This is a genomic window from Mumia zhuanghuii (assembly GCF_042681565.1).
GTDB lineage: Bacteria > Actinomycetota > Actinomycetes > Propionibacteriales > Nocardioidaceae > Mumia.
This window is the reverse complement of the sequence record NZ_JBHUFT010000008.1, coordinates 1,204,854-1,229,142: the sequence shown is the minus strand read 5'-3', so window position 1 is coordinate 1,229,142 and position 24,289 is coordinate 1,204,854. Positions and strand designations below refer to the sequence as shown.

Annotated in this window: 24 protein-coding genes; 2 read left to right on the top strand and 22 right to left on the bottom strand. The window is 71.7% G+C overall.

The window, feature by feature from the left end; all coding sequences use genetic code 11:
• Positions 1–33 precede the first annotated feature (33 nt).
• A complete protein-coding gene (locus ACFSDF_RS14320) occupies positions 34–1,086 on the top strand; it encodes a S66 family peptidase (RefSeq protein ID WP_167009046.1) in 1,053 nt (350 codons plus the stop codon).
• A 6-nt stretch (positions 1,087–1,092) separates the two neighbouring features.
• Here the strand turns inward: ACFSDF_RS14320 and ACFSDF_RS14315 are convergent, their stop codons facing one another.
• The 15 genes from ACFSDF_RS14315 to pyrR form a co-directional block, all read right to left on the bottom strand.
• Entirely contained in the window at positions 1,093–3,117 is a 2,025-nt protein-coding gene (locus ACFSDF_RS14315; RefSeq protein ID WP_243843141.1) for a primosomal protein N', read from the bottom strand.
• 81 nt (positions 3,118–3,198) lie between these two features.
• On the bottom strand, positions 3,199–4,392 hold the full coding sequence (gene metK / locus ACFSDF_RS14310) for a methionine adenosyltransferase (RefSeq protein ID WP_167009044.1): 1,194 nt from the start codon (positions 4,390–4,392) through the stop codon (positions 3,199–3,201).
• 63 nt (positions 4,393–4,455) lie between these two features.
• Entirely contained in the window at positions 4,456–5,676 is a 1,221-nt protein-coding gene (coaBC, locus tag ACFSDF_RS14305) for a bifunctional phosphopantothenoylcysteine decarboxylase/phosphopantothenate--cysteine ligase CoaBC (RefSeq protein ID WP_167251785.1), read from the bottom strand.
• A gap of 42 nt (positions 5,677–5,718) precedes the next feature.
• Entirely contained in the window at positions 5,719–5,997 is a 279-nt protein-coding gene (gene rpoZ / locus ACFSDF_RS14300; protein WP_167009038.1) for a DNA-directed RNA polymerase subunit omega, read from the bottom strand.
• 9 nt (positions 5,998–6,006) lie between these two features.
• Positions 6,007–6,630, bottom strand: a complete 624-nt coding sequence (gene gmk, locus ACFSDF_RS14295; RefSeq protein WP_167009035.1) for a guanylate kinase — start codon at positions 6,628–6,630, stop codon at positions 6,007–6,009.
• Positions 6,623–6,943, bottom strand: a complete 321-nt coding sequence (gene mihF / locus ACFSDF_RS14290; RefSeq protein WP_167009032.1) for an integration host factor, actinobacterial type — start codon at positions 6,941–6,943, stop codon at positions 6,623–6,625. Before mihF ends, gmk begins: the two co-directional genes overlap by 8 nt.
• Before the next feature lie 201 nt (positions 6,944–7,144).
• Entirely contained in the window at positions 7,145–7,510 is a 366-nt protein-coding gene (locus ACFSDF_RS14285) for a hypothetical protein (protein WP_167009029.1), read from the bottom strand.
• 149 nt (positions 7,511–7,659) lie between these two features.
• Entirely contained in the window at positions 7,660–8,475 is an 816-nt protein-coding gene (gene pyrF / locus ACFSDF_RS14280) for an orotidine-5'-phosphate decarboxylase (RefSeq protein WP_167009026.1), read from the bottom strand.
• Positions 8,468–9,424 (bottom strand): dihydroorotate dehydrogenase, encoded by a 957-nt coding sequence (locus ACFSDF_RS14275; RefSeq protein WP_167251786.1) that lies wholly within the window; start codon positions 9,422–9,424, stop codon positions 8,468–8,470. The genes pyrF and ACFSDF_RS14275 overlap by 8 nt, the downstream gene beginning before the upstream one ends.
• Positions 9,421–10,266, bottom strand: coding sequence for a dihydroorotate dehydrogenase electron transfer subunit (locus ACFSDF_RS14270; protein ID WP_208322528.1), 846 nt, complete (start codon positions 10,264–10,266; stop codon positions 9,421–9,423). The genes ACFSDF_RS14275 and ACFSDF_RS14270 overlap by 4 nt, the downstream gene beginning before the upstream one ends.
• Entirely contained in the window at positions 10,263–13,601 is a 3,339-nt protein-coding gene (gene carB, locus ACFSDF_RS14265) for a carbamoyl-phosphate synthase large subunit (protein ID WP_377157969.1), read from the bottom strand. Before carB ends, ACFSDF_RS14270 begins: the two co-directional genes overlap by 4 nt.
• A complete protein-coding gene (gene carA, locus ACFSDF_RS14260) occupies positions 13,601–14,752 on the bottom strand; it encodes a glutamine-hydrolyzing carbamoyl-phosphate synthase small subunit (RefSeq protein ID WP_243845163.1) in 1,152 nt (383 codons plus the stop codon). The genes carB and carA overlap by 1 nt, the downstream gene beginning before the upstream one ends.
• A gap of 77 nt (positions 14,753–14,829) precedes the next feature.
• Positions 14,830–16,143 carry a dihydroorotase gene (locus ACFSDF_RS14255; protein ID WP_167251789.1) on the bottom strand — a complete coding sequence of 438 codons (1,314 nt, stop codon included), beginning with the start codon at positions 16,141–16,143 and terminating at the stop codon, positions 14,830–14,832.
• Complete coding sequence (locus ACFSDF_RS14250; protein ID WP_167009010.1) at positions 16,140–17,123, bottom strand: aspartate carbamoyltransferase catalytic subunit; 984 nt, start codon at positions 17,121–17,123, stop codon at positions 16,140–16,142. The genes ACFSDF_RS14255 and ACFSDF_RS14250 overlap by 4 nt, the downstream gene beginning before the upstream one ends.
• Complete coding sequence (pyrR, locus tag ACFSDF_RS14245; protein ID WP_167009008.1) at positions 17,120–17,719, bottom strand: bifunctional pyr operon transcriptional regulator/uracil phosphoribosyltransferase PyrR; 600 nt, start codon at positions 17,717–17,719, stop codon at positions 17,120–17,122. The genes ACFSDF_RS14250 and pyrR overlap by 4 nt, the downstream gene beginning before the upstream one ends.
• Before the next feature lie 221 nt (positions 17,720–17,940).
• Between pyrR and ACFSDF_RS14240 the strand changes: the two genes are divergently transcribed.
• Positions 17,941–18,411 carry a hemerythrin domain-containing protein gene (locus ACFSDF_RS14240; RefSeq protein WP_167009005.1) on the top strand — a complete coding sequence of 157 codons (471 nt, stop codon included), beginning with the start codon at positions 17,941–17,943 and terminating at the stop codon, positions 18,409–18,411.
• Between the two features lie 53 nt (positions 18,412–18,464).
• Here the strand turns inward: ACFSDF_RS14240 and nusB are convergent, their stop codons facing one another.
• From nusB to ACFSDF_RS14205, 7 genes are all read right to left on the bottom strand, one after another.
• Positions 18,465–18,878, bottom strand: coding sequence for a transcription antitermination factor NusB (nusB, locus tag ACFSDF_RS14235; protein ID WP_167009002.1), 414 nt, complete (start codon positions 18,876–18,878; stop codon positions 18,465–18,467).
• The gene (efp, locus tag ACFSDF_RS14230) at positions 18,878–19,444 is read right to left on the bottom strand and encodes an elongation factor P (protein WP_167009378.1); all 567 of its coding nucleotides are present in this window, start codon (positions 19,442–19,444) and stop codon (positions 18,878–18,880) included. Before efp ends, nusB begins: the two co-directional genes overlap by 1 nt.
• Positions 19,441–20,517, bottom strand: coding sequence for a M24 family metallopeptidase (locus tag ACFSDF_RS14225; protein ID WP_167008999.1), 1,077 nt, complete (start codon positions 20,515–20,517; stop codon positions 19,441–19,443). Before ACFSDF_RS14225 ends, efp begins: the two co-directional genes overlap by 4 nt.
• A 71-nt stretch (positions 20,518–20,588) precedes the next feature.
• On the bottom strand, positions 20,589–21,683 hold the full coding sequence (gene aroB, locus ACFSDF_RS14220) for a 3-dehydroquinate synthase (protein ID WP_167008996.1): 1,095 nt from the start codon (positions 21,681–21,683) through the stop codon (positions 20,589–20,591).
• Positions 21,684–21,721: 38 nt separating this feature from the next.
• Complete coding sequence (locus tag ACFSDF_RS14215) at positions 21,722–22,234, bottom strand: shikimate kinase (protein WP_167008993.1); 513 nt, start codon at positions 22,232–22,234, stop codon at positions 21,722–21,724.
• Entirely contained in the window at positions 22,231–23,409 is a 1,179-nt protein-coding gene (aroC, locus tag ACFSDF_RS14210) for a chorismate synthase (protein WP_377157964.1), read from the bottom strand. Before aroC ends, ACFSDF_RS14215 begins: the two co-directional genes overlap by 4 nt.
• A 60-nt stretch (positions 23,410–23,469) precedes the next feature.
• Positions 23,470–24,240, bottom strand: a complete 771-nt coding sequence (locus ACFSDF_RS14205) for a prepilin peptidase (protein ID WP_377157963.1) — start codon at positions 24,238–24,240, stop codon at positions 23,470–23,472.
• Positions 24,241–24,289 lie beyond the last annotated feature (49 nt).

Here is a 24,289-nt window from a genome sequence, read left to right as displayed (position 1 = left end):
GCTCACCCCTGCCCGCAGATGGTGGGGTGGGGTATGGACACCACACCGCGCCCCGTCAGCCCGCCGAAGGCACGTCCTGGCGACCGCGTCGCCGTCGTCTCCCCCTCGTGGGCGGGTCCCGCGCACTTCCCCGCCGTGCACGAGCAGGCGATGGAGCGCCTGCGCGCCCTGACGGGCCTCGAGCCCGTCGAGTACCCGACGACGCGCGCAGACGCCTCGCCCGAGGGACGCGCCGCCGACCTCAACGCCGCGTTCGCCGACCCGGGCATCCGGGCCGTGCTGGCCACGATCGGCGGCGACGACCAGATCACGGTGATCCCGCACCTCGATGCCGACCTCGTACGGGCCGACCCGAAGCCGTTCCTCGGCTACAGCGACAACACGAACCTCCTGAGCTGGCTGTGGTCGAACGGCGTCGCCGGCTTCTACGGCGGCGCGACCCAGGTCCACCTCGGCCCGGGCCCGGCGGTCGACCCCGTCCATGCGGCGTCCTTGCGCGCGGCGCTGCTGACGGGTGGGTCGCTCGAGCTGACCGAACCCGGCGAGTCCGAGGACACCGGCCTGCCGTGGGACGACCCCGCCGCGCTGACCTCGTACGGCGTGCGCGAGCCGACCGAGCCGTGGACGTGGCACGGTCCCGCCCGTTCGGCCACTGGCCGTACGTGGGGAGGCTGCCTGGAGATCCTGCAGTGGATCCTGACGGCCGACCGCTTCCCGTTCCCCGCGGCGGCGCTCGACGGCGGGGTCCTGCTCGTCGAGACCTCCGAAGAGCTGCCCTCGACCCAGGAGGTCGGACGCATCCTGCGCTCGATGGGCGAGCGCGGTCTCCTCGCCGCGGTCGACGCCGTGCTCGTGGGCCGTCCCCCGACGTCGGACCTGCAGCACCGACCATCGGCAGACGAGCGCCGGCGACTGCGAGAGGCACAGCGGGACGTGGCCGTCGGCACGATCGCGGCGTACAACCCCGAGGCAGTCGTGGTCGTCGGTGTCCCGTTCGGGCACACCCGCCCGCAGTGGATCGTCCCGTACGGCGGCGAGGTCACCGTCGACGGCGCACAGCAGCGCGTCGTCGCCTCGTACGACTAGGACGGCTCAGCCGAGCGACTGCGGGTCGACGGAGATCCGGTACGGGCGGAGCTTGTGGACCGAGCGCGCGGCCTGCGCGACCTGGAGCGCCCGAGCGAGCGCCGCGCCCTTTGCGCGGGGAACGGCGACGATGAGGCGGCCCCACGGCTGCGCCTCGTCCTCCGACGCCGGCCGCAGCTCGACCGGCCCGAGCACCTGGGCGGGCTGCGGCCACGGCCCTTCGGCGAGCGTGCGCAGGGCGTCGAGCTCGCCCTCGACGGTCGCGAGTCGTACGGCCGGCGGCAGGCGGGCCTCGAGTCTCGCGGCGAGCTCGCGGGCGGCATGACCGGCGGGATCGGCACGCACCAGCGCCTGGAGCACCGCGATGCCCGGGTCACCCACCGCGACGACCTGCCCACCGGCGCTCCGGCCGCGGACGAGGGCCGCCGCGTTGAGCCAGCGCCGGAGCGACTCCTCGTCTGTCCGCAGGTCGGGCCGAGACAGTGCGACCCACGTGTCGAGCAGCACCGCAGCCGCGTAGCCCCCCTCGGCGTGCGGCTCGGCCCCCGGCGTGGCGACGACGAGGGAGGGTGTCTCGGGCACGGTCCGCAGAACCGAGCCCGACGCCGACGTACGGACGAGGGTGCCGGGGAACGCACGCCCGAGCTCCTCGGCGGTCCGCCGCTCCCCCATCACCGGGGCGCGGAGCCGGTGGCTCCCGCACGACGGGCAGGTCCACTCCTCGACGGCGCGCCCGCACCACCGGCACTGCGGGTCGGCGCCGGAGCGGTCCTGCGCGAGCGGGCCGGAGCAGTGCGTGCACCGGGCCGGCGTACGGCAGTCCTGGCAGGCGAGCGCCGCGCGGTAGCCGGTGCGCGGGACTTGGACGAGCACCGGCCCCGTGGCCAACGCGGCCCGCACCGCCCGGAACGCCGACGCTGGCAGCCGTGACCCCGCAGAGGCGCCCGTGCCCTCGTCGACCGAGAGGCGTGCCCAGCTGTCACGCCGGTCGGCCATCGTGGCCGTGACGGCGGTGCACCACCCCGAGGTCACGAGCTGCTCGGCCTCCGCCGTACGCGCGTAGCCACCGACGAGCACGCCGCAGCCGGTGTCCCACGCGCGCATGAGCAGCACCTCGCGCGCGTGCGGGTACGGCGCGCGGGGCTCGGCGAAGAGGTCGTCGCCGTCGTCCCAGATCGCCACCAGCCCGAGGTCGTGCACGGGCGCGAATGCCGCCGCGCGCGTGCCGATCACCGCGCGGACGTGCCCGCGGGCCAGCGCCAGGAACGCCGCGTAGCGCGCCGACGGCCCGAGGTCGGCGGTGAGGACGACGTGACGACCGGCTCCGAGCACCTCGGTGAAGGCCGCGTCGGCGCGCTCGACGTCAGCGACGTCCGGCAGGCACACGACGACCCCGCGACCCGACCGCAGAGTCGCGTCGGCCGCCTGAGCGAGAGCCCGCTCGGGAGAGCCACCCGGGACCGCGTTCCAGACCGCGCGCGGAGACCCGCCACGGGAGAGCGCCGCGACGAGCTCGCGGCCACCGTCGTACGGCGCCCACGCCTCATCGGCCGGCGCGCCCAGCGGGTCGGCGACGGGGGCGGCGGAGGACCGTTTCTCGGTACGGGCGTGCCGCGGGGGCACCGCGAGGCGAGCGACGTCAGCGAAGACCCCTGCATAGCGGTCGGCGACGGCACGGCACAGCCTTGCGACGTCGGGGCGCAGCACCACCTCTGACGACATCACCCGCGAGAGCCTCGCGAGCTTGCCCTGGTGCTCGGTCGTCGCGACGCGCTCGAGCACGAACCCCGTGACCGCCACGCCGGCGAACCGCACGGAGACCCGGCAGCCGGGGACGACCTCCGCGTCCATCGCCGCGGGCACCAGGTAGTCGAAGGGCCGGTCGAGGTGGGCCAGGCTCACGTCGGCCGCGACCCGCGCAACCGGGAGCTCGTCGGCCGCGCCGGCGAACCTGCCTGCAGACGCAGCAGGCGCTGGTCGGGGAGGCTCCCCCACCAGCGCCGGCTGTGCGTCATGTCGTTCGTCGGTCACCAAGCAGTTCTACCAAGCCCGGCCGACGACGCGCCCGCCGTCGTCCCCAGGGCGGTCGTGCGCAGGCTGTGGCTCCTCAGGTCAGGCGCCAACTGCCGCACGCAACGCGTCGGCACGGTCGGTGGCTTCCCAGGTGAACTCGGGGAGCTCACGACCGAAGTGCCCGTACGCCGCGGTCTTGGCGTAGATCGGACGCTTGAGGTCGAGGTCGCGGACGATGGCGGCCGGACGGAGATCGAACACCTCGAGGACGGCCGCCCGGATCTGCTCGACCGGAACGGTCTCGGTGCCGAAGGTGTCGAGGTAGAAGCCGACCGGGTGTGCCTTGCCGATGGCGTACGCGACCTGCACCTCGACCTTGCGGGCGAGACCGGCCGCGACGATGTTCTTGGCGACCCAACGCATCGCGTACGCGGCGGAGCGGTCGACCTTGCTCGGATCCTTGCCGGAGAATGCACCGCCGCCGTGCCGGGCGTAACCGCCGTAGGTGTCGACGATGATCTTGCGTCCGGTGAGCCCGGCGTCGCCCATCGGGCCACCGATCTCGAACCGGCCGGTCGGGTTGACCAGCAGACGGTAGTCGGAGTGGTCGATCGAGAAGCCGTCGAGCACCGCGTCGACGACGTGCTTCTTGACGTCGGGCGCAAGCATGGCCTCGAGGTCGATGTCGGCCGCGTGCTGCGTCGAGACGACGACGGTATCGACACGTACGGGGACGTCGTCGTCGTCGTACTCGATGGTGACCTGGGTCTTGCCGTCAGGACGGAGGTAGGGCACCGTGCCGTCCTTGCGCACGGCGGTCAGGCGCTCGGCGAGCCGGTGGGCGATCGTGATCGGCAGCGGCATCAGCTCGGGCGTCTCGTCGCTCGCGAAGCCGAACATCAGGCCCTGGTCGCCGGCACCCTGGTTGTCGAGCGGGTCGGCCGAGCCCTCGGCACGCTCCTCGTACGCCTGGTCGACGCCCTGCGCGATGTCGGGAGACTGCTGACCGATCGTCACCTGGACGCCGCAGGACGCGCCGTCGAAGCCCTTGGTCGAGGAGTCGTAGCCGATCTCGAGGATGCGGTCACGGGCGATCCGGGCGATGTCGGCATAAGCCTGGGTGGTCACCTCGCCACCGACGAGAACGAGACCGGTGGTCACGAAGGTCTCGCAGGCGACACGTGACTGAGGGTCCTGTGCGAGCAAGGCGTCAAGCACGCTGTCGCTGATCTGGTCGGCGATCTTGTCGGGGTGACCTTCGGTCACGGACTCGGAGGTGAACAGGCGGCTCACAGGGTGTCCTTTCAGCAGCCGGTGGGGCAGTCGATCCAGCCTATACCGCACCAGGAGCGCGGATCAGCCGTTGTCCAGTCGATGGGCGATCGTGTCACAGATGGCGTGCGCGACCGCGATCTTGGGCCCGTACGGGATCTCGGTGGCGCTGCCGTCGCTCCCGAGGATCACGACCTCGTTGTCGGCGCGCTCGAAGGCCTTGCCCCCACTGACGTCGTTGACCACGAGAAAGTCGGTGCCCTTGCGGGCCAGCTTGGCTCGGGCGTGGTCGAGGACCGACGCGTCGGAGTCACCGGTCTCGGCCGCGAACCCCACGATCAGCGGGGTGGCGGCGTCGCCGCGGCGCTCCACGAGGTCCCGAAGGATGTCCGGGTTCTGGACGAGCGTGAGGTCAGGGACCGTGCCCGCGTCGTTCTTCTTGATCTTCGTCCGAGCAAAACTCTCGGGCCGGAAGTCCGCCGGAGCAGCAGCCATCACGACGACGTCGGCCGCAGCCGAGCGCTCCAGCATCGCGTCGTGCAGCTCCGCGGTCGTCTCGACGCGGACCACGTCGATCCCGGTGGGAACGGGGATCGAGACGTTGGCGGCGATGAGGGTGACCTTTGCCCCTCGGCTGGCGGCGGCCTGCGCGAGCGCGACCCCTTGCCGGCCGGACGAGCGGTTGCCGAGGAAGCGGACGGGGTCCAGGTATTCACGGGTGCCGCCCGCACTCACCAGGAGGCGGACGTCAATGAGGTCGCTGCCGCCGTGAGCGCCCCGCGCGAGCACCGCCAGGGCGGCGTCGACGATGTCGGCGGGGTCAGGGAGTCGACCCTTGCCCGTGTCCTTGCCGGTCAGACGACCGACGGCGGGCTCGAGCACGACCACGCCTCGCGCGCGCAACGTGGCGACGTTGGCCTGCGTGGCGGGGTGCTCCCACATCTCGGTGTGCATGGCCGGTGCCATGACCACGGGGCAGCGCGCGGTGAGCAACGTGTTGGTCAGGAGGTCGTCGGCCAGACCGTGGGCGGCCTTCGCAAGGAGGTTGGCGGTCGCCGGAGCGACCACCACCAGGTCGGCCGACTGGCCGATCGCCACGTGCGGAACCTCGGGGACGGACTCGAAGACGTCCGTGCTCACCGGGCGGCCCGAGAGGGCCTCCCACGTCGGCGCTCCCACGAACTTGAGCGCCGCCGCGGTCGGCACGACCGTAACGCTGTGGCCGGACTCGCTGAAACGGCGGAGGACCTCTGCCGCCTTGTAGGCCGCGATCCCCCCGCCGACTCCCAGCACGATAGTGCTCATCTGACCGCGCTCACTGTGGTCCGTGCCCCCGGTGACGGGGACTCACTCCTGCTCGGCGTCGGGCTCCACGGCCTCGGTCTTCAGCAGGCCTTCGTTGATCTCGCGCAGGGAGATCGAGAGCGGCTTCTCCTGGACGTGGGTGTCGAGGAGCGGGCCGACGTACTCCAGGAGACCCTCGCCCAGCTGGGAGTAGTAGGCGTTGATCTGGCGGGCGCGCTTGGCGCTGACGAGCACCAGCTCGTACTTGGAGTCGACCTTGGTCAGCAGGTCGTCGATCGGGGGGAAGGTGATGCCTTCGGGGGCAGCCTGGGTGCCGGACACGTGGTGGCCTCACAGAGAAGTCGTGGATGATGCCCGAACGGAGTCGGGCGGATTCTCGATCAATGCTACCAACTCGGCACAGGCCTGGCCGACGTCGGCGTTCACGATCGTCACGTCGAACTCGTCCTCCGCCGCGAGCTCGACGCGAGCGGTGGCCAGGCGGCGCTCACGCTCGGCCTCGTCCTCCGTGCCGCGGCCGACCAGACGGCTGACGAGCTCGTCCCACGACGGCGGCTTGAGGAACACGAAGAGCGCCTCGGGCATCGCCTCACGCACCTGACGCGCGCCCTGGAGGTCGATCTCGAGCAGGGCGGGCGAACCGGCGGCGAGCCGCTCCTCGACCGGCCAGCGCGGCGTGCCGTACCTGTTGCTGCCGTGGACGACAGCCCACTCGAGCATCTGGCCTTCGTCGACGAGCCGGTCGAACTCCTCCGGCGACACGAAGTGGTAGTGGACGCCGTCGATCTCGCCCGGGCGCGGCGCCCGGGTGGTCGCCGAGACGGAGATCCAGATCTCGGGGTGCTCCTCGCGCACGCACGCGGCGACGGTGCCCTTGCCGACGGCCGTGGGGCCGGCGAGGACGACCAGCCGCCGGCGGTTGCCGGCGGCCCTGGTCGTCGTCGCGTCAGCCACGGTTGGCGAACTCGTGCTCCAGCGCCGCGATCTGCTTGACGCCCAGGCCGCGCACGCGGCGGGACTCAGCGATCCCGATGCGCTCCATCAGCTGGCGGGCACGGACCTTGCCGAGTCCCGGCATCGACTGAAGGAGGTCGTAGACCTTCATCTTGCCGACGACCTCATTGGTCTGGCCCTCCTCCAGGACATCGGCAAGGGAGGCACCTGAGTGCTTGAGACGGTTCTTGATCTCGGCGCGCTCTCGGCGCGCGGCCGCCGCCTTCTCCAGCGCCGCCTGGCGCTGCTCAGGGGTGAGCGGAGGAAGAGCCAACGTGGGTCACCTCGTAGGGGTTGGTTCGATGGAGTGAACTTAGCGAGGGCATCCGCGCAGCGGCAACAGGAAGCCGCCCACGCTGCACGGGCCGCGGGCCAGCCTAAGGGGCGCGGTCCGCGTCCGACCGCGCGGCCCTGCCCTGGGAACGCGGACGGCCCCACCCGCATGCAGGTGGGGCCGACTCGACGCGGATCTGGGTCAGGAAAGGTTGTCGAGATCGAGGTCACAGTCGGCCTTGACCTGCTTGTCGATGGCCTCGCCGGCCTTCTGGAGGGCGTCCTGGTCGAGGTCTGCGACGTCGCCCTTCTGAGCCGACTCGTAGGCTTCGACGAGGGTTGCCCAGTTCTCCTTGACGGAGTCCGGCGCCGCGTCGCGCACCTTCTTGAGGTTGCTCATGACCTCGTCGAGATCCTCGGCGGAGGCGGTGTCGCCCAGCTTCTTGCCGGCGGTCTCGACCTCGTCACAATAGGTGTCGGTGTCGCTGCCACCACCACCACCGCCGCATCCGGTCAGGGCGGCCAGGGCGAGCGTGGCGCTCGCGAAGGCGAACGTGAGTCGGCGCATGAGGTGCTCCTTGTCGTCGGGCCGCAGACGGCGACCCTAGGTGTCGTGGGTCCGCGCGACGGACCGGCGCGGCGACCGGGACCGGGACGTCACCGCAGGGCGTGTGTCACCCTAGCGTCCGCCTGGCTCAGGATCGACCGGTTGGCCCGTCAGCGAAGCTGGTCGGCGGTGGCCGCAGCGGCCGCACGCAACGAGGCCACGTCGGGGCCCGCGGCCAGGACGCCCCGCGAGCTCGCCGGGACGATGTGGTCCCAGACGTGCCCGAAGAGCCGCCGCAGGTCCTCCACGGTCCCGCCCTGCGCGCCGAAGCCGGGCACCAGGAGCGGCCCGTTGATGGCGACGTCCTCGGTGAGGTCTCCGACCGTCGCGCCGACGACCGCACCGTACGAACCCTGCGGGTCCGCAGCGCCGTTGCGCGTGCGCAGGTGGTCGAGCATCACCCCGGCCACCGAACGCTCCCCCACGCGGGCGTGCTGCACCTCGGGGCCCTCCGGGTTGGAGGTGAGGGAGAGCACAAACACGCCGCCGCCGTTGCGCTCGGCGCTCTCGAGGAACGGATCGAGCGACCCGAAGCCGAGGTACGGGCTGACCGTGACGGCGTCGGCCTGCATCGGCGACGCCGCGTCGAGGTAGGCGTCCGCGTAGGCCTGGGCGGTCGACCCGATGTCGCCGCGCTTGACGTCCAGCAGCACGAGCAGCCCGGCGTCGCGCGCCTCACGGATCGTCCGCTCCAGGACGGCGACCCCGGCGGCGCCGTGCCGCTCGAAGAACGCCGACTGCGGCTTCACGACCGCGACCTGCCCGGCCATCGCCTCGACAGTGGTCGCGGCGAAGCGCTCGAGCCCCGACACATCGTCAGGCAGGCCCCACGAGGCCAGCAGGGACGCGTGCGGGTCAATCCCGACGCACAGCGGCCCGTACCGCGCCACAGCGGCACTCAGCCGCGCTCCGAATGCCTCAGGCATGCGCTGCCCCTCTCACCTCGTCGAGCGTGCTGATCCCCCGCTGCGCCAGCTCGTCGCGCAGCTCGCCGACGATCCGCATCGGCGCGGTGGGGTCGTGGAAGATGATGGTGCCGACCTGCACAGCGTCGGCTCCCGCGAGGACGAACTCGAGCGCGTCGAACCCCGTACGGATGCCGCCGACGCCGATGATCGGGAGGTCGGGCAGGGCCTTGCGGATCTGCCAGACCGCGCGTATGGCGACGGGGCGGACGGCAGGCCCGCTGAGGCCTCCGGTCACGCCGCCGAGCCGCGGCTTGAGCGTGTCGGGGTCCATCGCGATCCCCAGCAGCGTGTTGATCACCGTGACGCCGTCAGCGCCCGCATCGGCGACCGCGCCCGCGATCGAGGCGATGTCGGTGACGTCGGGCGTCAGCTTGGCGAAGACGGGGATGTCACGCGGGATGTGCGGGCGGACCTCCTCCATCACCCGGTACGAGGACTCGGGGTCGCACGCGAAGACCATGCCGCGGTTCTCGACGTTCGGGCAGGAGATGTTGACCTCGATCGCGGCAACGCCGGGCGCCTGGCCCACGCGGCGGGCGAGCTCGACGTAGTCGGCCGGCTTCTCCCCCGCGATCGACACGACCGCCCTCGCGCCACGCTGCACGAGCCACGGCAGGTCGCGTGCGAGGAAGGCGTCGATGCCCGGGCCCTGCAGCCCGATCGAGTTGAGCATGCCCGAGGGTGTCTCGGCCATCCGCGGCGTCGGGCGACCCGAGCGCGGGTTGAGCATGATCGACTTCGTGACGATGGCGCCGAGTGCGGCGACGTCGAAGAACTGGTCGAGCTCACGGCCGGCCGCCGCGCACCCGGAGGCAGTCATCACCGGGTTGGGCAGGGCGAGTCCGCACAGGTCCACCGACAGGTCGACGTCGGCGGGCGCGATCGCATCACCTCGTACGGCGGTCATCGCGGGCCTCCCAGTGTCCCGGCCGGGATCGTCCCGACCGCGTCCCAGCGCACCCGGTCCCCACGGAAGACGGGGCCCTCCACGCAGCTTCGTACCATGCGGACGATGCCGTCCTCACCCTCCACGGGCAGGACGCAGGTCATGCAGACGCCGATGCCGCACGCCATCGACTCCTCCACGGCGCACTGGCTCCAGGCACCGTTCTCCTCGGCGACGTCGGAGACCGCGCGCAGCATCCCCATCGGCCCGCAGGCATAGACGACGGCGGCATCGGTGTCGTCGACCAGGTCCGCGAGCACGTCGGTGACGCGCCCACGGGTGCCGGTCGACCCGTCCTCGGTCGTCACGTGGACGCTGGTCGCGACCTTGTGGGCCTCGAGCACGCCGAACAGGCGCGGCGTCGTGGCCGCGCCGAGGACGAGGTGCGCGGCGCACCCGCGCTCGCGCAGGGCGTGGGCGAGGGTGAACATCGGCGCCGAGCCGTAGCCGCCTCCGACGAGCACGCACGAGACGGGCTCCTTCGGCAACGCGAACGGGCGACCGACCGGGCCGACGACGTCGATCGGGTCGCCCGACTCGAGGTCGGCCATCCATCGGGTGCCCTTGCCGTGCGCGGCGAAGACGATCTCGACCGTCTCTCCGTGCCGACCCGTGGCCGACGTGCGGTAGATCGAGAACGCACGCCGCAGCAGCATCCCGCTGTCGGCTCCTCCGACCGCCAGCGCGACGAAGTGCCCGGGGCGCGCGCTCGACGCGATGCCCTCGGCGGCGATGACGAGGTGGTGGTAGTCACCGACCGGCATCCGGGAGACGACCGTCCCCCGGACCTGGGTGGCGCTCACTGCGCGCTCCCCTCCGTCTGCACGGCCCGTGCCCACGACTGCAGCGACCGGACCCCGACGCCGCCCTCGCGGGCCGCCTCGATGCCCTGCACCGCAGCGGCCAGGCCCTGGACGGTGGTGATGCACGGGACGCCCGCGCTGATCGCCGCCGTACGGATCTCGTAGCCGTCGACACGCGGGCTGCCGCCGGACGTCGAGCCGTGCGGCGTGTTGACGACCAGGCCGATCTGGCCGGAGGAGATCAGCTCGTTGAGCCGCGAGCCGCCAGCGTCCGGCACCTCGCTGAGCTTGCGGACGATGGTGGCCTCGACGCCGTTGCGGCGCAGGACCTCGGCGGTGCCCGCGGTCGCGACGATCTCGAAGCCGAGGTCGGCGAGGCGCTTGATCGGGAAGATCATGTGACGCTTGTCGCGGTTGGCGACCGACACGAAGACCTTGCCGGAAGTGGGCAGGCCCTCCTGGGCCCCCGCCTGCGCCTTGGCGAACGCGGTGCCGAACAGCGCGTCGATGCCCATGACCTCGCCGGTCGAGCGCATCTCGGGACCGAGCAGCGTGTCGACGGTCTTGCCCTCGAGAGTCCGGAACCGGTTGAACGGCATCACGGCCTCCTTGACCGCGATCGGCGCGTGGGGACCGAGGTCGCCACCGTCGCCGGTCGCCCGCAGGACCCCCGCGGCGCGCAGCTCGGCGATCGACTCGCCGAGCATGAGGCGCGCGGCGGCCTTCGCGAGCGGCACGCCGGTGGCCTTGGAGACGAACGGGACCGTACGCGACGCGCGGGGATTGGCCTCGAGCACGTAGAGCACGTCCGAGCTCAGCGCGAACTGGATGTTGATCAGCCCGCGCACCCCGACGCCCTCGGCGATCGCGCGCGTGGACGTACGGATCTTGGCGAGGTCCTCGGCGCCCAGCGTGATCGGAGGGAGCGCGCACGAGGAGTCGCCGGAGTGGATGCCGGCCTCCTCGATGTGCTCCATCACGCCACCGAGATAGAGGTCCGTGCCGTCGAACAGCGCGTCGACGTCGATCTCGACCGCGTCGTCGAGGAAGCGGTCGACGAGCACCGGGTGCTCCGGCGAGATCTCGGTCGCGCGCTCGATGTAGTCGGCGAGCGACGCCTCGTCGTACACGATCTCCATGCCGCGTCCGCCGAGCACGTACGAGGGACGCACGAGCACCGGGTAGCCGATCTCGTCGGCCACCGCCTTGGCACCTGGGAACGAGATCGCGGTGCCGTGCTTGGGCGCGGGCAGGCCGGCGTCGGCGAGCACCTGACCGAAGGCGCCACGGTGCTCGGCAAGGTCGATCGCCGCCGGCGACGTGCCGACGATCGGGACGCCCTCGCGCTCCAGCGCCGCCGCGAGCCCGAGCGGGGTCTGGCCGCCGAGCTGGACGACGACGCCGACGACCGGTCCGGCGTGGCGCTCGGCGTGGATCACCTCGAGCACGTCCTCGAGCGTCAGCGGCTCGAAGTAGAGGCGGTCGGACGTGTCGTAGTCGGTCGAGACCGTCTCGGGGTTGCAGTTGACCATCACGGTCTCGTACCCGGCCTCGGACAGTGCGAGCGAGGCGTGGACGCACGAGTAGTCGAACTCGATGCCCTGACCGATGCGGTTCGGGCCGGAGCCGAGGATCAGCACGGCGGGCTTGTCACGCGGCTCGACCTCTGTCTCCTCGTCGTACGAGGAGTAGTGGTACGGCGTGCGGGCGGCGAACTCGGCGGCACAGGTGTCGACCGTCTTGTAGACCGGGCGGATCCCGAGCGCGTGCCGGACGCCGCGGACGACGTCGGCGCTCATCCCGCGGATCTTGCCGAGCTGCTCGTCGGAGAACCCGTGGCGCTTGGCCTTGCGGAGCAGGCCGGGCGTGAGCTCGTCGGCAGCGGTGACCTCGGCGGCGATCTCGTTGATCAGCGCGAGCTGGTCAAGGAACCACGGGTCGATCTTGGTCGCCTCGAAGAGCTCGTCGAGCGTGGCGCCGGCGCGCATCGCGTCCATGACCTTCTTGAGGCGTCCGTCGTGCGGTACGGCGATCTCAGCGAGGAGCGCGTCCTTGTCGAGGTCGACCCACTCGCGATGCCAGTCGAAGGCGGCGTTCGGGCGCTCCAGCGAGCGCAGCGCCTTCTGGAGGGCCTCGGTGAAGTTGCGCCCGATCGCCATCGCCTCGCCGACCGACTTCATGTGGGTGGTGAGGCGCTCGTCGGCGGAGGGGAACTTCTCGAACGCGAACCGCGGCACCTTGACGACGACGTAGTCGAGCGTCGGCTCGAAGCTCGCCGGCGTGCTGTGTCCGTCTTCTCGAGAGGTGATGTCGTTCGGGATCTCGTCGAGCGTGTAGCCGATCGCGAGCTTGGCGGCGATCTTGGCGATCGGGAAGCCGGTCGCCTTCGACGCGAGCGCGCTCGAGCGGGACACGCGCGGGTTCATCTCGATGACGACGATGCGGCCGTCCTCGGGGTTCACCGCGAATTGGATGTTGCAGCCGCCGGTGTCGACGCCGACCTCGCGGATGACGCCGATCGCGATGTCGCGCAGCCGCTGGTACTCGCGGTCGGTGAGCGTCATCGCGGGCGCCACAGTGATCGAGTCGCCGGTGTGGACGCCCATGGGGTCGAGGTTCTCGATGGAGCACACGATGACGACGTTGTCGGACCTGTCGCGCATCACCTCGAGCTCGTACTCCTTCCAGCCGAGGATCGACTCCTCCAGGAGCACCTCGGTGGTCGGGCTGGCGGCGAGACCGGCACCGGCGATGCGGTGCAGCTCGGCCTCGTCGCGGGCGATGCCCGAGCCGACGCCGCCCATCGTGTACGAGGGGCGTACGACGACGGGGTAGCCGAGCGACTCGACGGCCGCGAGGCAGTCGCTCATCGTGTGGCAGATCAGCGACTGTGCCACCTCGGCGCCCCACACCTCGGGCAGACCCTCGACGATCGCCTTGAAGGACTCGCGGTTCTCGCCCTTCTCGATCGCCTCGACCGATGCGCCGATGAGCTCGACGCCGTACTTCTCGAGGACACCGGCGGCGTCGAGCGCCATCGCGGTGTTGAGGGCGGTCTGGCCGCCGAGCGTCGCCAGCAGCGCGTCTGGGCGCTCCTTGGCGATCACGCGCTCGACGAACTCCGGCGTGATCGGCTCGACGTACGTGGCGTCGGCGAACTCCGGGTCGGTCATGATCGTCGCCGGGTTGGAGTTGACCAGGACGACGCGCAGGCCCTCGGCGCGCAACACGCGGCACGCCTGGGTGCCGGAGTAGTCGAACTCGCAGGCCTGGCCGATGACGATCGGGCCGGACCCGATCACCAGGACGGAGGAGATGTCGTCGCGGCGGGGCATCAGCGCACCGTCCCTTCTGCGTCGGAGGAGGTTCGTCGGGTCTGCATGAGCTCGGCGAACCGGTCGAAGAGGTACTCGGCGTCGTGCGGGCCGGCCGCGGCCTCCGGGTGGTACTGGACGCTGAACGCCAGCAGGTCGCCGTCGGCGTCGTGGACCTCGAGGCCTTCGACGACGTCGTCGTTCAGGCAGACGTGGCTGACACTCGCGCGCCCGTACGGGGTCTCGTGCGGCGCGTCGAGGTCACCGGGCCAGGCGACGGCGAACCCGTGGTTGTGCGCCGTGATCTCGACCTTGCTGGTCGTCCGGTCCATCACGGGCTGGTTGATGCCACGGTGGCCGTACTTCAGCTTGTATGTCTCCAGGCCGAGTGCGCGGCCCAGCATCTGGTTGCCGAAGCAGATCCCGAAGAACGGCGTGCCGTCGTCCAGCACCTCCTGCAGCAGCGCCACGGCGTCGGTGGTCGCGGCGGGGTCGCCGGGCCCGTTGGAGAAGAACACGCCGTCAGCGCCCGTCGCGCGGACCTGGTCGAGGGTCGTGTCGGCGGGCAGCACGTGGACCTCGATGCCGCGCTCGGCCATCCGGTGCGGCGTCATCGCCTTGATGCCGAGGTCGACGGCGGCGACGGTCAGTCGCTTCTCGCCGATCGCCGGCACGACGTACGGCTCCGCCGTCGTCACCTCGCCGGCGAGGTCGGCGCCGGCCATCGAGGGCGCCGCCTTCACGGTGGCGAGCAGCGCGTCGACGTCGTGCGAGAGCGAGCTGATCCCGACGCGCATGGCGCCGCGGTCGCGCAGGTGGCGGGTGAGCGCACGGGTGTCGATGCCGCTGATGCCGACGACGCCCTGCTCGACGAGGTCCTCCTCGAGCGTGCGGGTGGCGCGCCAGCTGCTGGCGACGCGGGCGGGGTCGCGGACGACGTACCCAGCGACCCAGATGCGGCCCGACTCCGGGTCCTCCGAGTTGACGCCGGTGTTGCCGACGTGCGGGGCGGTCATGACGACGACCTGGCGCCGGTACGAGGGGTCGGTGAGCGTCTCCTGGTAGCCGGTCATGCCGGTGGAGAAGACGGCCTCGCCGACGGTCTCACCGAGCGCGCCGTACGACTCACCGTGGAAGGTGCGTCCGTCCTCGAGCACGAGGATCGCAGGCACCCTCCTCCCACCGCTGGTTGAGCCTGTCGAAACCCCGCTGGTTGAGCCTGTCGAAACCGAGCCTGTCGAAACCCCGCTCATGCCGAGACCTCCTCGACGATCGCGCCGCCCAGGACTGTCGGTCGCCCTCTCAAGAACGTGGCGACGACCTTGCCCGGCAGCTCGATCCCGGCGTACGGGGTGTTGCGCGAGCGCGAGACGGAGTCCTCGCGGCGCACGACGCGGGTCGCGGCCGGGTCGTACAGGACGACGTTCGCCGGCTCCCCCACCGCCAGCGGGCGCCCGTGCGCGGCGACACGCCCGATCTCGGCGGGCTTGGCCGACATCCGCTCAGCGACCCCGGCCCAGTCGAGCAGGCCGGTGTCGACCATCGCGTGCTGGACGACCGACAGTGCGGTCTCGAGCCCGGTCATGCCGAACGCGGCCGCCGCCCACTCGCACTCCTTGTCCTCACTGGGGTGCGGGGCGTGGTCGGTGGCGACGATGTCGATGATCCCTTCGGCGAGCCCCTCGCGCAGCGCGGCGACGTCGTCGGCCGTGCGCAGCGGCGGGTTGACCTTGTAGAGCGGGTCATACGTAGCCGCGAGCTCGTCGGTCAGCAGCAGGTGGTGCGGGGTGACCTCGGCGGTGACGTCGATGCCGCGCGACTTCGCCCAGCGCACGATCTCGACCGAGCCGCGGGTGGACAGGTGGCAGACGTGCAGGCGCGAGCCGACGTGCTCGGCGAGCAGGACGTCGCGGGCGATGATCGCCTCCTCGGCGACCGCGGGCCAGCCGGTGAGGCCGAGGATGCCGGAGAGCTCGCCCTCGTTCATCTGTGCGCCCTCGGTCAGGCGGGGCTCCTGCGAGTGCTGAGCGATCACGCCGTCGAACGCCTTCACGTACTCCAGCGCTCGTCGCATGAGCACGGCGTCGGAGACGCACTTTCCGTCGTCGGAGAAGACGCGGACGCGAGCGGCGGAGTCCGCCATCGCGCCGAGCTCGGCGAGCTGCTCGCCGCCCAGGCCGACGGTGACGGCGCCAACCGGCGCGACGTCGCAGTAGCCGTGCTCGCGACCGAGGCGCCACACCTGCTCGACGACGCCGGCGGTGTCGGCGACGGGGTCGGTGTTGGCCATCGCGTGGACGAGCGTGAAGCCGCCGGTGGCCGCCGAGCGCGTGCCGGTCTCGACCGTCTCGGCATCCTCGCGACCGGGCTCGCGCAGGTGCGTGTGCAGGTCGACCAGGCCGGGGAGCGCGATCAGGCCGGACGCGTCGAGGGTCTCGGCGTCTGTCGTGTCCAGGTCGGCGCCGATCGCGGGACCGATGTCTGTGATCACGCCGTCGACGATCCGCAGGTCGGCCGCCTGCACGCCGAGGACGTTCGCGTTGCGGATGACGTAGGCGGTCATGCCTGCCCTTCTGTCGTGTCGGGGGTGGTGTCGGGCGCGGACGTCTCGCTCTCGCGGGCGCCGCTGAGCAGCAGATAGAGCGCAGCCATCCGTACGGCGACGCCGTTGGTGACCTGCTCGACGATCACTGAGCGTGCCGAGTCGGCGACGTCGGCGGAGATCTCCATGCCGCGGTTCATCGGACCAGGGTGCATGACGATCGCGTGCTCGGGGAGCTTGGCCATGCGCTTGGCGTCGAGGCCGTAGCGGCGGCTGTACTCGCGGGCACTTGGGAAGTAGGCGGCGTTCATCCGCTCGCGCTGGACCCGCAGCATCATGACGGCGTCGGTCTTGGCCAGCACCGGGTCGAGATCGTACGAGGTGTCGACCGGCCAGCGCTCGACCCCGTACGGCATCAGCGTCGGGGGCGCGACCAGCGTCACCTCCGCGCCGAGGGTCGCGAGAAGCAGGGCGTTGGACCGGGCGACCCGGCTGTGCAGGACGTCGCCGACGATCGCGACGCGGCGCCCGTCGAGGCCCTTCTGGCCAGGTGCGAGGTGGCGGCGCATCGTGAACGCGTCGAGCAGCGCCTGCGTCGGGTGCTCGTGGGAGCCGTCGCCCGCGTTCAGGATCGCGGAGTCGATCCAGCCGGCGCGGGCCAGGCGGGCCGGTGCGCCGGACGCGCCGTGGCGGATGACGACCGCGTCGGCGCCCATCGCCTGCAGGGTCAGCGCGGTGTCCTTGAGGCTCTCGCCCTTGGACACGCTCGACCCCTTGGCGGCGAAGTTGATGACGTCGGCGGACAGACGCTTGGCGGCGGCCTCGAACGAGATGCGCGTACGGGTCGAGTCCTCGAAGAAGAGGTTGACGACCGTACGGCCGCGCAGCGTCGGCAGCTTCTTGATGGGGCGCTCGGCGACAGAGCGCATCTCCTCGGCGGTGTCGAGGAGAAGGACGGCCTCGTCGCGGGTCAGGTCGCCCGTGGACAGCAGGTGCCTCATCGCGCACCGTCCTGTGCAGGTGCGGCCTCGGCGACCTTGGGGGCCGAGACGATGCGGACCTCGTCACGATCGTCGAGTCCGGAGACAGCGACCTTGACCTGCTCCGCCAGCGAGGTCGGCAGGTTCTTGCCGACGAAGTCCGCGCGGATCGGCAGCTCGCGGTGGCCGCGGTCGACGAGGACGGCGAGCTGGACGGCGCGAGGGCGCCCGAGGTCGTTAAGCGCGTCGAGGGCGGCGCGGATCGTCCGGCCGGAGAAGAGGACGTCGTCGACGAGGACCACGACGCGGTCGTCGAGGTCGACGGGGATGTCGGTCTTCTCGAGCGCGCGGGCGGGCTTCATGCGCAGGTCGTCGCGGTACATCGTGATGTCCAGCGACCCGTACGGGACGGGGTGGCCGGCCACGTCGCTCATCCGTTCGGCGACCCGGCGGCCGAGCTCGACGCCGCGGGTGGGGATCCCGAGGACGACGACCTGCGAGGCGCCGCGGTTCTTCTCGATGATCTCGTGGGTGATCCGCGTCAGAGCACGGGAGATGTCGCCTGCATCGAGGACGACAGTGGACGAGGGTCCGGAATCAGAGGTGTGCGCAGACACCGGCTGACCTCCTTCTCCGCCTCACGGGACGGTGGTTAAAGGATGTCTTTCGCGCCTCAGCCTACACGTGTGAGCCCCGTCTCCTAGGGTCCGGGGTGAGCGGTACGGGCCGATATGGATACGCTCCTGCCAGCGTCGCGTGCCGGTGGCAGGCCGTGTCAGGCATGGAGGCGCCAGATCCCGAAGGAGCATGACGATGACGTCATCCCCTTCGCCCTCACGTGACTGAGGGCGACAAGACCAGGCTCATCGCCTGGAACCACGAGCTCCGCACCGTCCACGCACGCCTGCGCGACGCCCTCGAGGTGATGCGTACGGCGCTCGGCGCCGGCGAGCGTGCCGAGCCTGCGACGCGCGACCTGCTGCTGTTCTGCCACGGGTTCTGCGCCGCACTGACCGGCCATCACGAGGGCGAGGACCGCGAGCTGTTCCCGGCGATCGCCGCGGCTCACCCCGAGCTCCGTGACACGCTGCGCGCGCTGGAGCAGGACCACTCGATGATCGCGCACCTGCTGTCGGGGTTGCAGGCTGCCGCGGACCGGGCTGCGTCGCCGGCAGAGCTCGACCGCCACCTCGAAGGCGTCGCGGCGATCATGGAGAGCCACTTCCGCTACGAGGAGCGCGCGCTGCTCACCGTGCTCGAGGGGCTCGCCCTCGACGCCAACCCGAGGGACGTGCTCGGCCCGCTGTGACGGGGTGCGCCGGGCCGGCAGCGCTCACCACCCGAGTGGCGTGAGCGTGGGGGTCAGGCCGACAGCGTCGGCTTGACCTCGACGAGGCGGGTGAGGAGCCCGCGAACGAAGGTCGGCGAGTCGTCGGTCGAGAGCTCCGAGGCGAGGTTGGCGGCCTCGGACACCGCGACGGCGTCCGGGACGTCGTCGCGGTAGAGCACCTCGTACGCGCCGATCCGCAGGAGGTTGCGGTCCACCGCGGGCATCCGGTCGAGCGTCCAGCCCTGCGCGTACTCCGAGAGCAGCGCGTCGATGCGCGCGCCGTGCTCACGGACACCCTCGACGAGCTCGATCGTGTACGGGTTGACCGGCGGGTCGCCCGCGGCGACGCGCCCGTCGAGGGTGGCGCCGACCGAACGGCTCTGCAGCTCGCTCTCGAACAGGACGTCGAGCGCGCGCTTGCGGGCCTTGCTGCGTGAACCCGCCATCAGGAGCTGACGCGGCCCTGGTAGGAACCGTCTCGGGTGTCCACCTTGACCTTCTCGCCGGTGGTGATGAACAGCGGGACCTGGATCTCGCGGCCGGTCTCGAGCTTGGCCGGCTTCGTGCCGCCCGACGAGCGGTCGCCCTGCAGGCCCGGCTCGGTGTACTCGATGGTGAGCTCGACCGACGCGGGGAGCTCGATGTAGAGGGGGTTGCCGTCGTTCATCGCGACGACCGCCTCCTGGTTGTCGAGGAGGAAGCCGGCGGCGTCACCGACGACGCTGTCGGACAGCTCGTACTGGTCGAACGTCGCGGTGTCCATGAACACGTACGACGTGCCGTCGTGGTAGAGGAACTGCATGTTGCGCTTGTCGACGTTGGCCACATCGACCTTCACATCGGCGTTGAACGTGCGGTCGACGACCTTGCCCGAGAGCACGCTCTTGAGCTTCGTGCGGACGACGGCCCCGCCCTTGCCGGGCTTGTGGTGCTGGAACCACACGACGGACCACAGCTGCCCGTCGAGGTTGAGCACCATGCCGTTCTTGAGGTCGTTCGTCGTTGCCATCAGGCGAGCTCCAGGAGGTCTTTGGTCGCGACCGTGAGCAGCTCGGGAGCGCCATCGGTCACGACGAGGGTGTCTTCGATGCGCACGCCACCGAGACCGGCCACGTAGATGCCAGGCTCCATCGTCAGGGCTGTGCGACGTTCCAGTCTAGCGGGCGCCCTCGCACTCAGGAACGGGTCCTCGTGGATCCGCAGTCCGACCCCGTGACCGAGGCCGGTCGTGAACGCCTCGAGCCACCCGGCGTCGGCGAGGACCTGGCGGACGAGCGCGTCGACGTCCGCGCAGATCGCGCCCTCGACGCACGCGTCGACACCGGCCTGCTGAGCCGTCCGGACGACCTCGTACACCTCACGCTGCCAGGCATCGGCCTTGCCGACCACGACCGTACGGGTGCAGTCGGCGTGATAGCCGTCGACGCGGGCGCCGAAGTCGATCTTGAGCAGCTCGTCACGCCCGACGGGGCGGTCGGTCGGGTCGTGGTGCGGGATCGCGGTGTTCGGGCCGGAGGCGACGATCGTCTCGAACGCGATCGCCTCGGCACCCTTGCCGTACATCGTCCACTCGAGGTCACGGGCGATCTCGCGCTCGGTACGGCCGAGCAGCGGTCCGGCGAGCACCTCGGCGAGCGCCTGGACGGAGATGTCGCACGCGCGCCGCAGGGCATCGAGCTCGCCGTCGTCCTTGACGACGCGCAGCTGCTCGACGGCGGCGCCGAGCGAGACCAGCTCGACGCCGTCGAACGCCTCGCGCGCACGGTCGTAGTCGTCGACAGTGAGGGCGTGGGTCTCGACGCCGATCCGCTGGGCGCCTCCGGTGCCGGAGGCGAGCGCACCGAGCAGGTCGCGGTCGACGACCACCTCGACGTCCGGGGCCTCCTCGGCCGCCTGGTCGCCGTACCGCCCGTCGGTCACGAAGACCGCCGAGCCGTCCTCACCGACGCGTACGGCGCCGTTGGAACCAGTGAACCCGGTGAGGTAGCGGACGTTGACGAGATCGGTGACGACCGCCGCCGCGAGACCCCGCTCGCGCAGGATCGCGGCCAGCCGCTCGCGGCGTGAGAGGTGCTCGGAAGGCATGCCGCCAGCGTACGTGGCGGTCCCCCTCCGCCGGTTCGAGCAGGCGCGAGGAACGAGCGCCGTGTCGAGACCTACCGCGAGATCTCCGCGTACGCGGCGGTGAGCAGCGCCGGGTCGGGCCCGGGGAAGATCGTCGGCTCCGCGAGCGCGTCGAGCACGACGAACCGCAGCTGCGACCCACGCGACTTCTTGTCGAGCCGCATGCCGGCCACCAGCTCGTCCCACACGCCCGGCCGGTATCCGGTCGGAAGACCGACCGAGCCGAGCACGTCGCGGTGCCGCTGCACGAGCGTGGCGTCAATCCGGCCGTCGAGGCGCGACAGCTCGGCGGCATAGACCATGCCGATCGCGACGGCCGCGCCGTGACGCAGCGCGTACGCCTCGTACCGCTCGATCGCGTGCCCGAGCGTGTGGCCGTAGTTGAGCGCCTCGCGCCCGACCGTGCCGTCGGCGCCGGTCTCGTTGAGATCACGTGCCACGACCCCGGCCTTGACCTGGATGCCGCGCTCGATGACCTCGCGCAGGACATCGCTACGGACGTCGAGCACCCCGGCGGGGTCTGCCTCGACGCGGTCCAAGATGACCGGGTCTGCGATGAACCCGCACTTGATGACCTCGGCGAGCCCGGAGCGGACCTCGTTGAGCGGCAGCGTCGTGAGCAGCGCGAGGTCGCAGAGCACGCCGACGGGCTCGTGGAAGGCACCGACGAGGTTCTTGCCCTCCGGCGTGTCGATGGCGGTCTTGCCGCCGACCGCCGCGTCGACCATGCCGAGCACGGTGGTTGGGATCAGCACGTGCTGGACGCCGCGCAGCCACGTGGCGGCAACGAAACCAGCGAGATCGGTCGCCGCTCCCCCTCCGACACCGACGATGGCGTCGGAGCGCGTGAAGCCCGCGCGGCCGAGCACCGACCAGCAGAACGCGGCGACGTCGCTCGTCTTGGCGGCCTCGCCGTCGGGGATCTCGATCGCGTGCCCCGCACGCCCGGTGGCTGCCAGCGAGGCACGGATGGCCTCGCCTAGCCCACGCATCGAGGCCGGGTGGATGACGGCGACCCGCTCGGCCCCCTCGGGCAGCAGCCCAGGAAGCTCGGCGCTGAGGCCGGTGCCGACCACGACGTCGTACGGGGCGTCGGTGGCGATGTGGATGCGGGTGTGTTCGGCCACGGGCGGTCTCCTCGGTCGTGCGTGCGGTCGGTCGCTGCTCAGGCGAGCAGGGCCAAGATCTCCTCGGCGACGTCCTCGGGAGTGCGTCCGTCGGTGCCGACGACGTGCGTCGCGACGGACTCGTACACGGGCCGGCGCGCGTCGAGCAGGGTCTTCATCTGCGAGCGTACGTTCCCCAGGAGCAGGGGGCGGGTCGAGCCGAGGCCGACGCGTGCCGCCGCATCGGCCAGCCCGACGTCGAGGAACACGACGACGTGGCCGTCGAGGGCGCGCCTGGTCTCCTCGCGAACGACCGCGCCACCACCCAGTGCGAGGACGCCACGGTGCTCGGCGAGCGCGTCGCGTACGGCCTGCGCCTCGATCGCGCGGAACCGCTCCTCGCCGTCGGTGACGAACACGTCGGCGATCGTCCGGCCGGTCAGCGCCTCGACGTCGGTGTCGGTGTCGCGCACCGGCACGCCGAGCGCCTCCGACAGCACAGCGGCGACGGTGGACTTGCCGGCGCCTGGAGGGCCGACGAGGACGACGACCGGGCGGTCCTGGGGGCTCACGCGGGAGCCAGGGCCGAGAGGTACGAGGCCACGTTGCGGGCGGTCTCGGTGACCGAGTCGCCACCGAACTTCTCGAGCATCACGTCGGCGAGGGTGAGGGCGACCATCGCCTCGGCGACGATCCCTGCGGCCGGCACGGCAGCGACGTCGGAGCGCTGGTGGTGCGCCTGCGCCGGGGCGCCCGTACGGACGTCGACGGTGCGCAGCGCGCGAGGAACGGTCGCGATCGGCTTCATCGCGGCGCGGACGCGCAGCACCTCACCGGTCGACATGCCGCCCTCGGTGCCGCCGGAACGGCCGGAGGTGCGGCGGATGCCGTCGTCGGTGCTCACGATCTCGTCGTGCGCGAGCGAGCCGCGCGTACGGGCGAGATCGAACCCGTCGCCGAGCTCGACGCCCTTGATCGCCTGGATGCCCATGAGTGCGGACGCGAGCCTGGCGTCGAGGCGGCGGTCCCAGTGGACGTGGCTGCCCAGGCCCGGCGGGAGGCCGTGGACGACGACCTCGACGACACCGCCGAGCGTGTCGCCGTCCTTGCGGGCGGCATCCACCTCGGCGACCATCGCCGCGGAAGTGGCGGGGTCGAGCGTACGGACCGGGTCGGCGTCGAGGCGCTCGACGTCGGCGGCGGACGGGACGAGGCCAGCGGGCGCCTTGACGGAGCCGAACTCGACGACATGGCTGACGATGCTCGCACCGCAGGCCTGCTCAAGGAAGGCAGCGGCGACCGAGCCGAGCGCCACGCGCGCAGCGGTCTCGCGGGCGCTGGCGCGCTCGAGGATCGGGCGGGCCTCGTCGAAGCCGTACTTCTGCATGCCGACCAGGTCGGCGTGGCCGGGTCGCGGTCGTGTCAGCGGCGCGTTGCGGGCGATGCCCTGCAGCTCGTCGGCGTCGACGGGGTCGGCGGACATCACCTTGTCCCACTTGGGCCACTCGCTGTTGCCGATACGCAGGGCGATCGGGCTGCCGAGGGTGAGCCCGTGACGGATGCCGCCGACGATCTCGAGCTCGTCGGCCTCGAAGTTCATCCGCGCCCCGCGTCCGTATCCCAGCCGGCGGCGCGCCAACGCGTCCGAGATCGTCGCGCTCGATACGGCGACGCCCGCGGGCATCCCCTCCACGACAGCGACCAGTGCGGGGCCGTGGGACTCCCCAGCCGTCAACCAACGAAGCATGGGGGCAAGTCTGTCATGCGTGCCGCGACGCTCCGTCACGGTCTCGCAGCGCGGATCGGGTCAGGCCCACCAACCCGCGAGGGCCGGGCCGAGCATCGCACCGGACCAGGCGCCCAGCGCCATGAACGGACCGAACGGGAACGACTTGCGGTCGACGAGGCCGAGAGCGCCGAGCGCGAGGCCACCGACGGCGCCGACGACGAACGTCGCGTACGTGCCGACGAGGAGCTCGGCCCAGCCGAGGACGCCGAGGGCGATGCCGAGCAGACCGGACAGCCGGACGTCGCCATAGCCGATGCCACGCGGCGCGATCAGCCACAGGAGGACATACAGCGTCGAGACGATCGCCCAGCCTGCCGCCGCCCGCACGAGCACCGCGGTGTCGCCGGCCAGACCCGCGGCGAGGAGGGCCAGAAGGACGGCGACCGGGTAGGCGGGGAGGACGAGCCGCTTCGGCAGCAGCCGGGTGTGCCAGTCGACGTACGACAGGGTCACGCCCAGGACGACGAAGCCCACCCACAGCGGCAGCGCCGGGTCGAGGCCGAGCTGCCAGCCGAGCGCGCCCGCAAGGACGGCGGAGATGAGCGCGAGTCGCGCGCCGAGGCCGGGACGGGCGGCGAGGTCGGCGTACGGGACCTTCGGTGGTCGCGGTGCCTCGGCGGGCACGGGCACCGGGACGCCGTGACCCGCCTCGCCGTCGGTCACCACTCCCCCCGGCCCGTCGGGGGCCGGGTCGGGCTCGGGGAGCCGGGCGATGACGCGAGGCGCGAGCAGACCGCCGAGCGCCGCGACGACGGCAGCGAGGAGGGCGGCGAGCGCGGCTTCGGGCACGCAGGAACGATAGCCGGGCTGCACGCCGGCCCGCGGGAACCGTCCCCAG

What these genes read in the sequence shown, in the direction of transcription:
- ACFSDF_RS14320 (WP_167009046.1), top strand. Translation starts at nt 34, where the DNA reads ATGGACACCACACCGCGCCCCGTCAGCCCGCCGAAGGCACGTCCTGGC.
- coaBC (WP_167251785.1), bottom strand. Translation starts at nt 5,676, where the DNA reads ATGAGCACTATCGTGCTGGGAGTCGGCGGGGGGATCGCGGCCTACAAG.
- ACFSDF_RS14285 (WP_167009029.1), bottom strand. Translation starts at nt 7,510, where the DNA reads ATGCGCCGACTCACGTTCGCCTTCGCGAGCGCCACGCTCGCCCTGGCC.
- pyrF (WP_167009026.1), bottom strand. Translation starts at nt 8,475, where the DNA reads ATGCCTGAGGCATTCGGAGCGCGGCTGAGTGCCGCTGTGGCGCGGTAC.
- ACFSDF_RS14275 (WP_167251786.1), bottom strand. Translation starts at nt 9,424, where the DNA reads ATGACCGCCGTACGAGGTGATGCGATCGCGCCCGCCGACGTCGACCTG.
- carB (WP_377157969.1), bottom strand. Translation starts at nt 13,601, where the DNA reads ATGCCCCGCCGCGACGACATCTCCTCCGTCCTGGTGATCGGGTCCGGC.
- ACFSDF_RS14255 (WP_167251789.1), bottom strand. Translation starts at nt 16,143, where the DNA reads ATGACCGCCTACGTCATCCGCAACGCGAACGTCCTCGGCGTGCAGGCG.
- ACFSDF_RS14250 (WP_167009010.1), bottom strand. Translation starts at nt 17,123, where the DNA reads ATGAGGCACCTGCTGTCCACGGGCGACCTGACCCGCGACGAGGCCGTC.
- nusB (WP_167009002.1), bottom strand. Translation starts at nt 18,878, where the DNA reads ATGGCGGGTTCACGCAGCAAGGCCCGCAAGCGCGCGCTCGACGTCCTG.
- ACFSDF_RS14225 (WP_167008999.1), bottom strand. Translation starts at nt 20,517, where the DNA reads ATGCCTTCCGAGCACCTCTCACGCCGCGAGCGGCTGGCCGCGATCCTG.
- aroC (WP_377157964.1), bottom strand. Translation starts at nt 23,409, where the DNA reads ATGCTTCGTTGGTTGACGGCTGGGGAGTCCCACGGCCCCGCACTGGTC.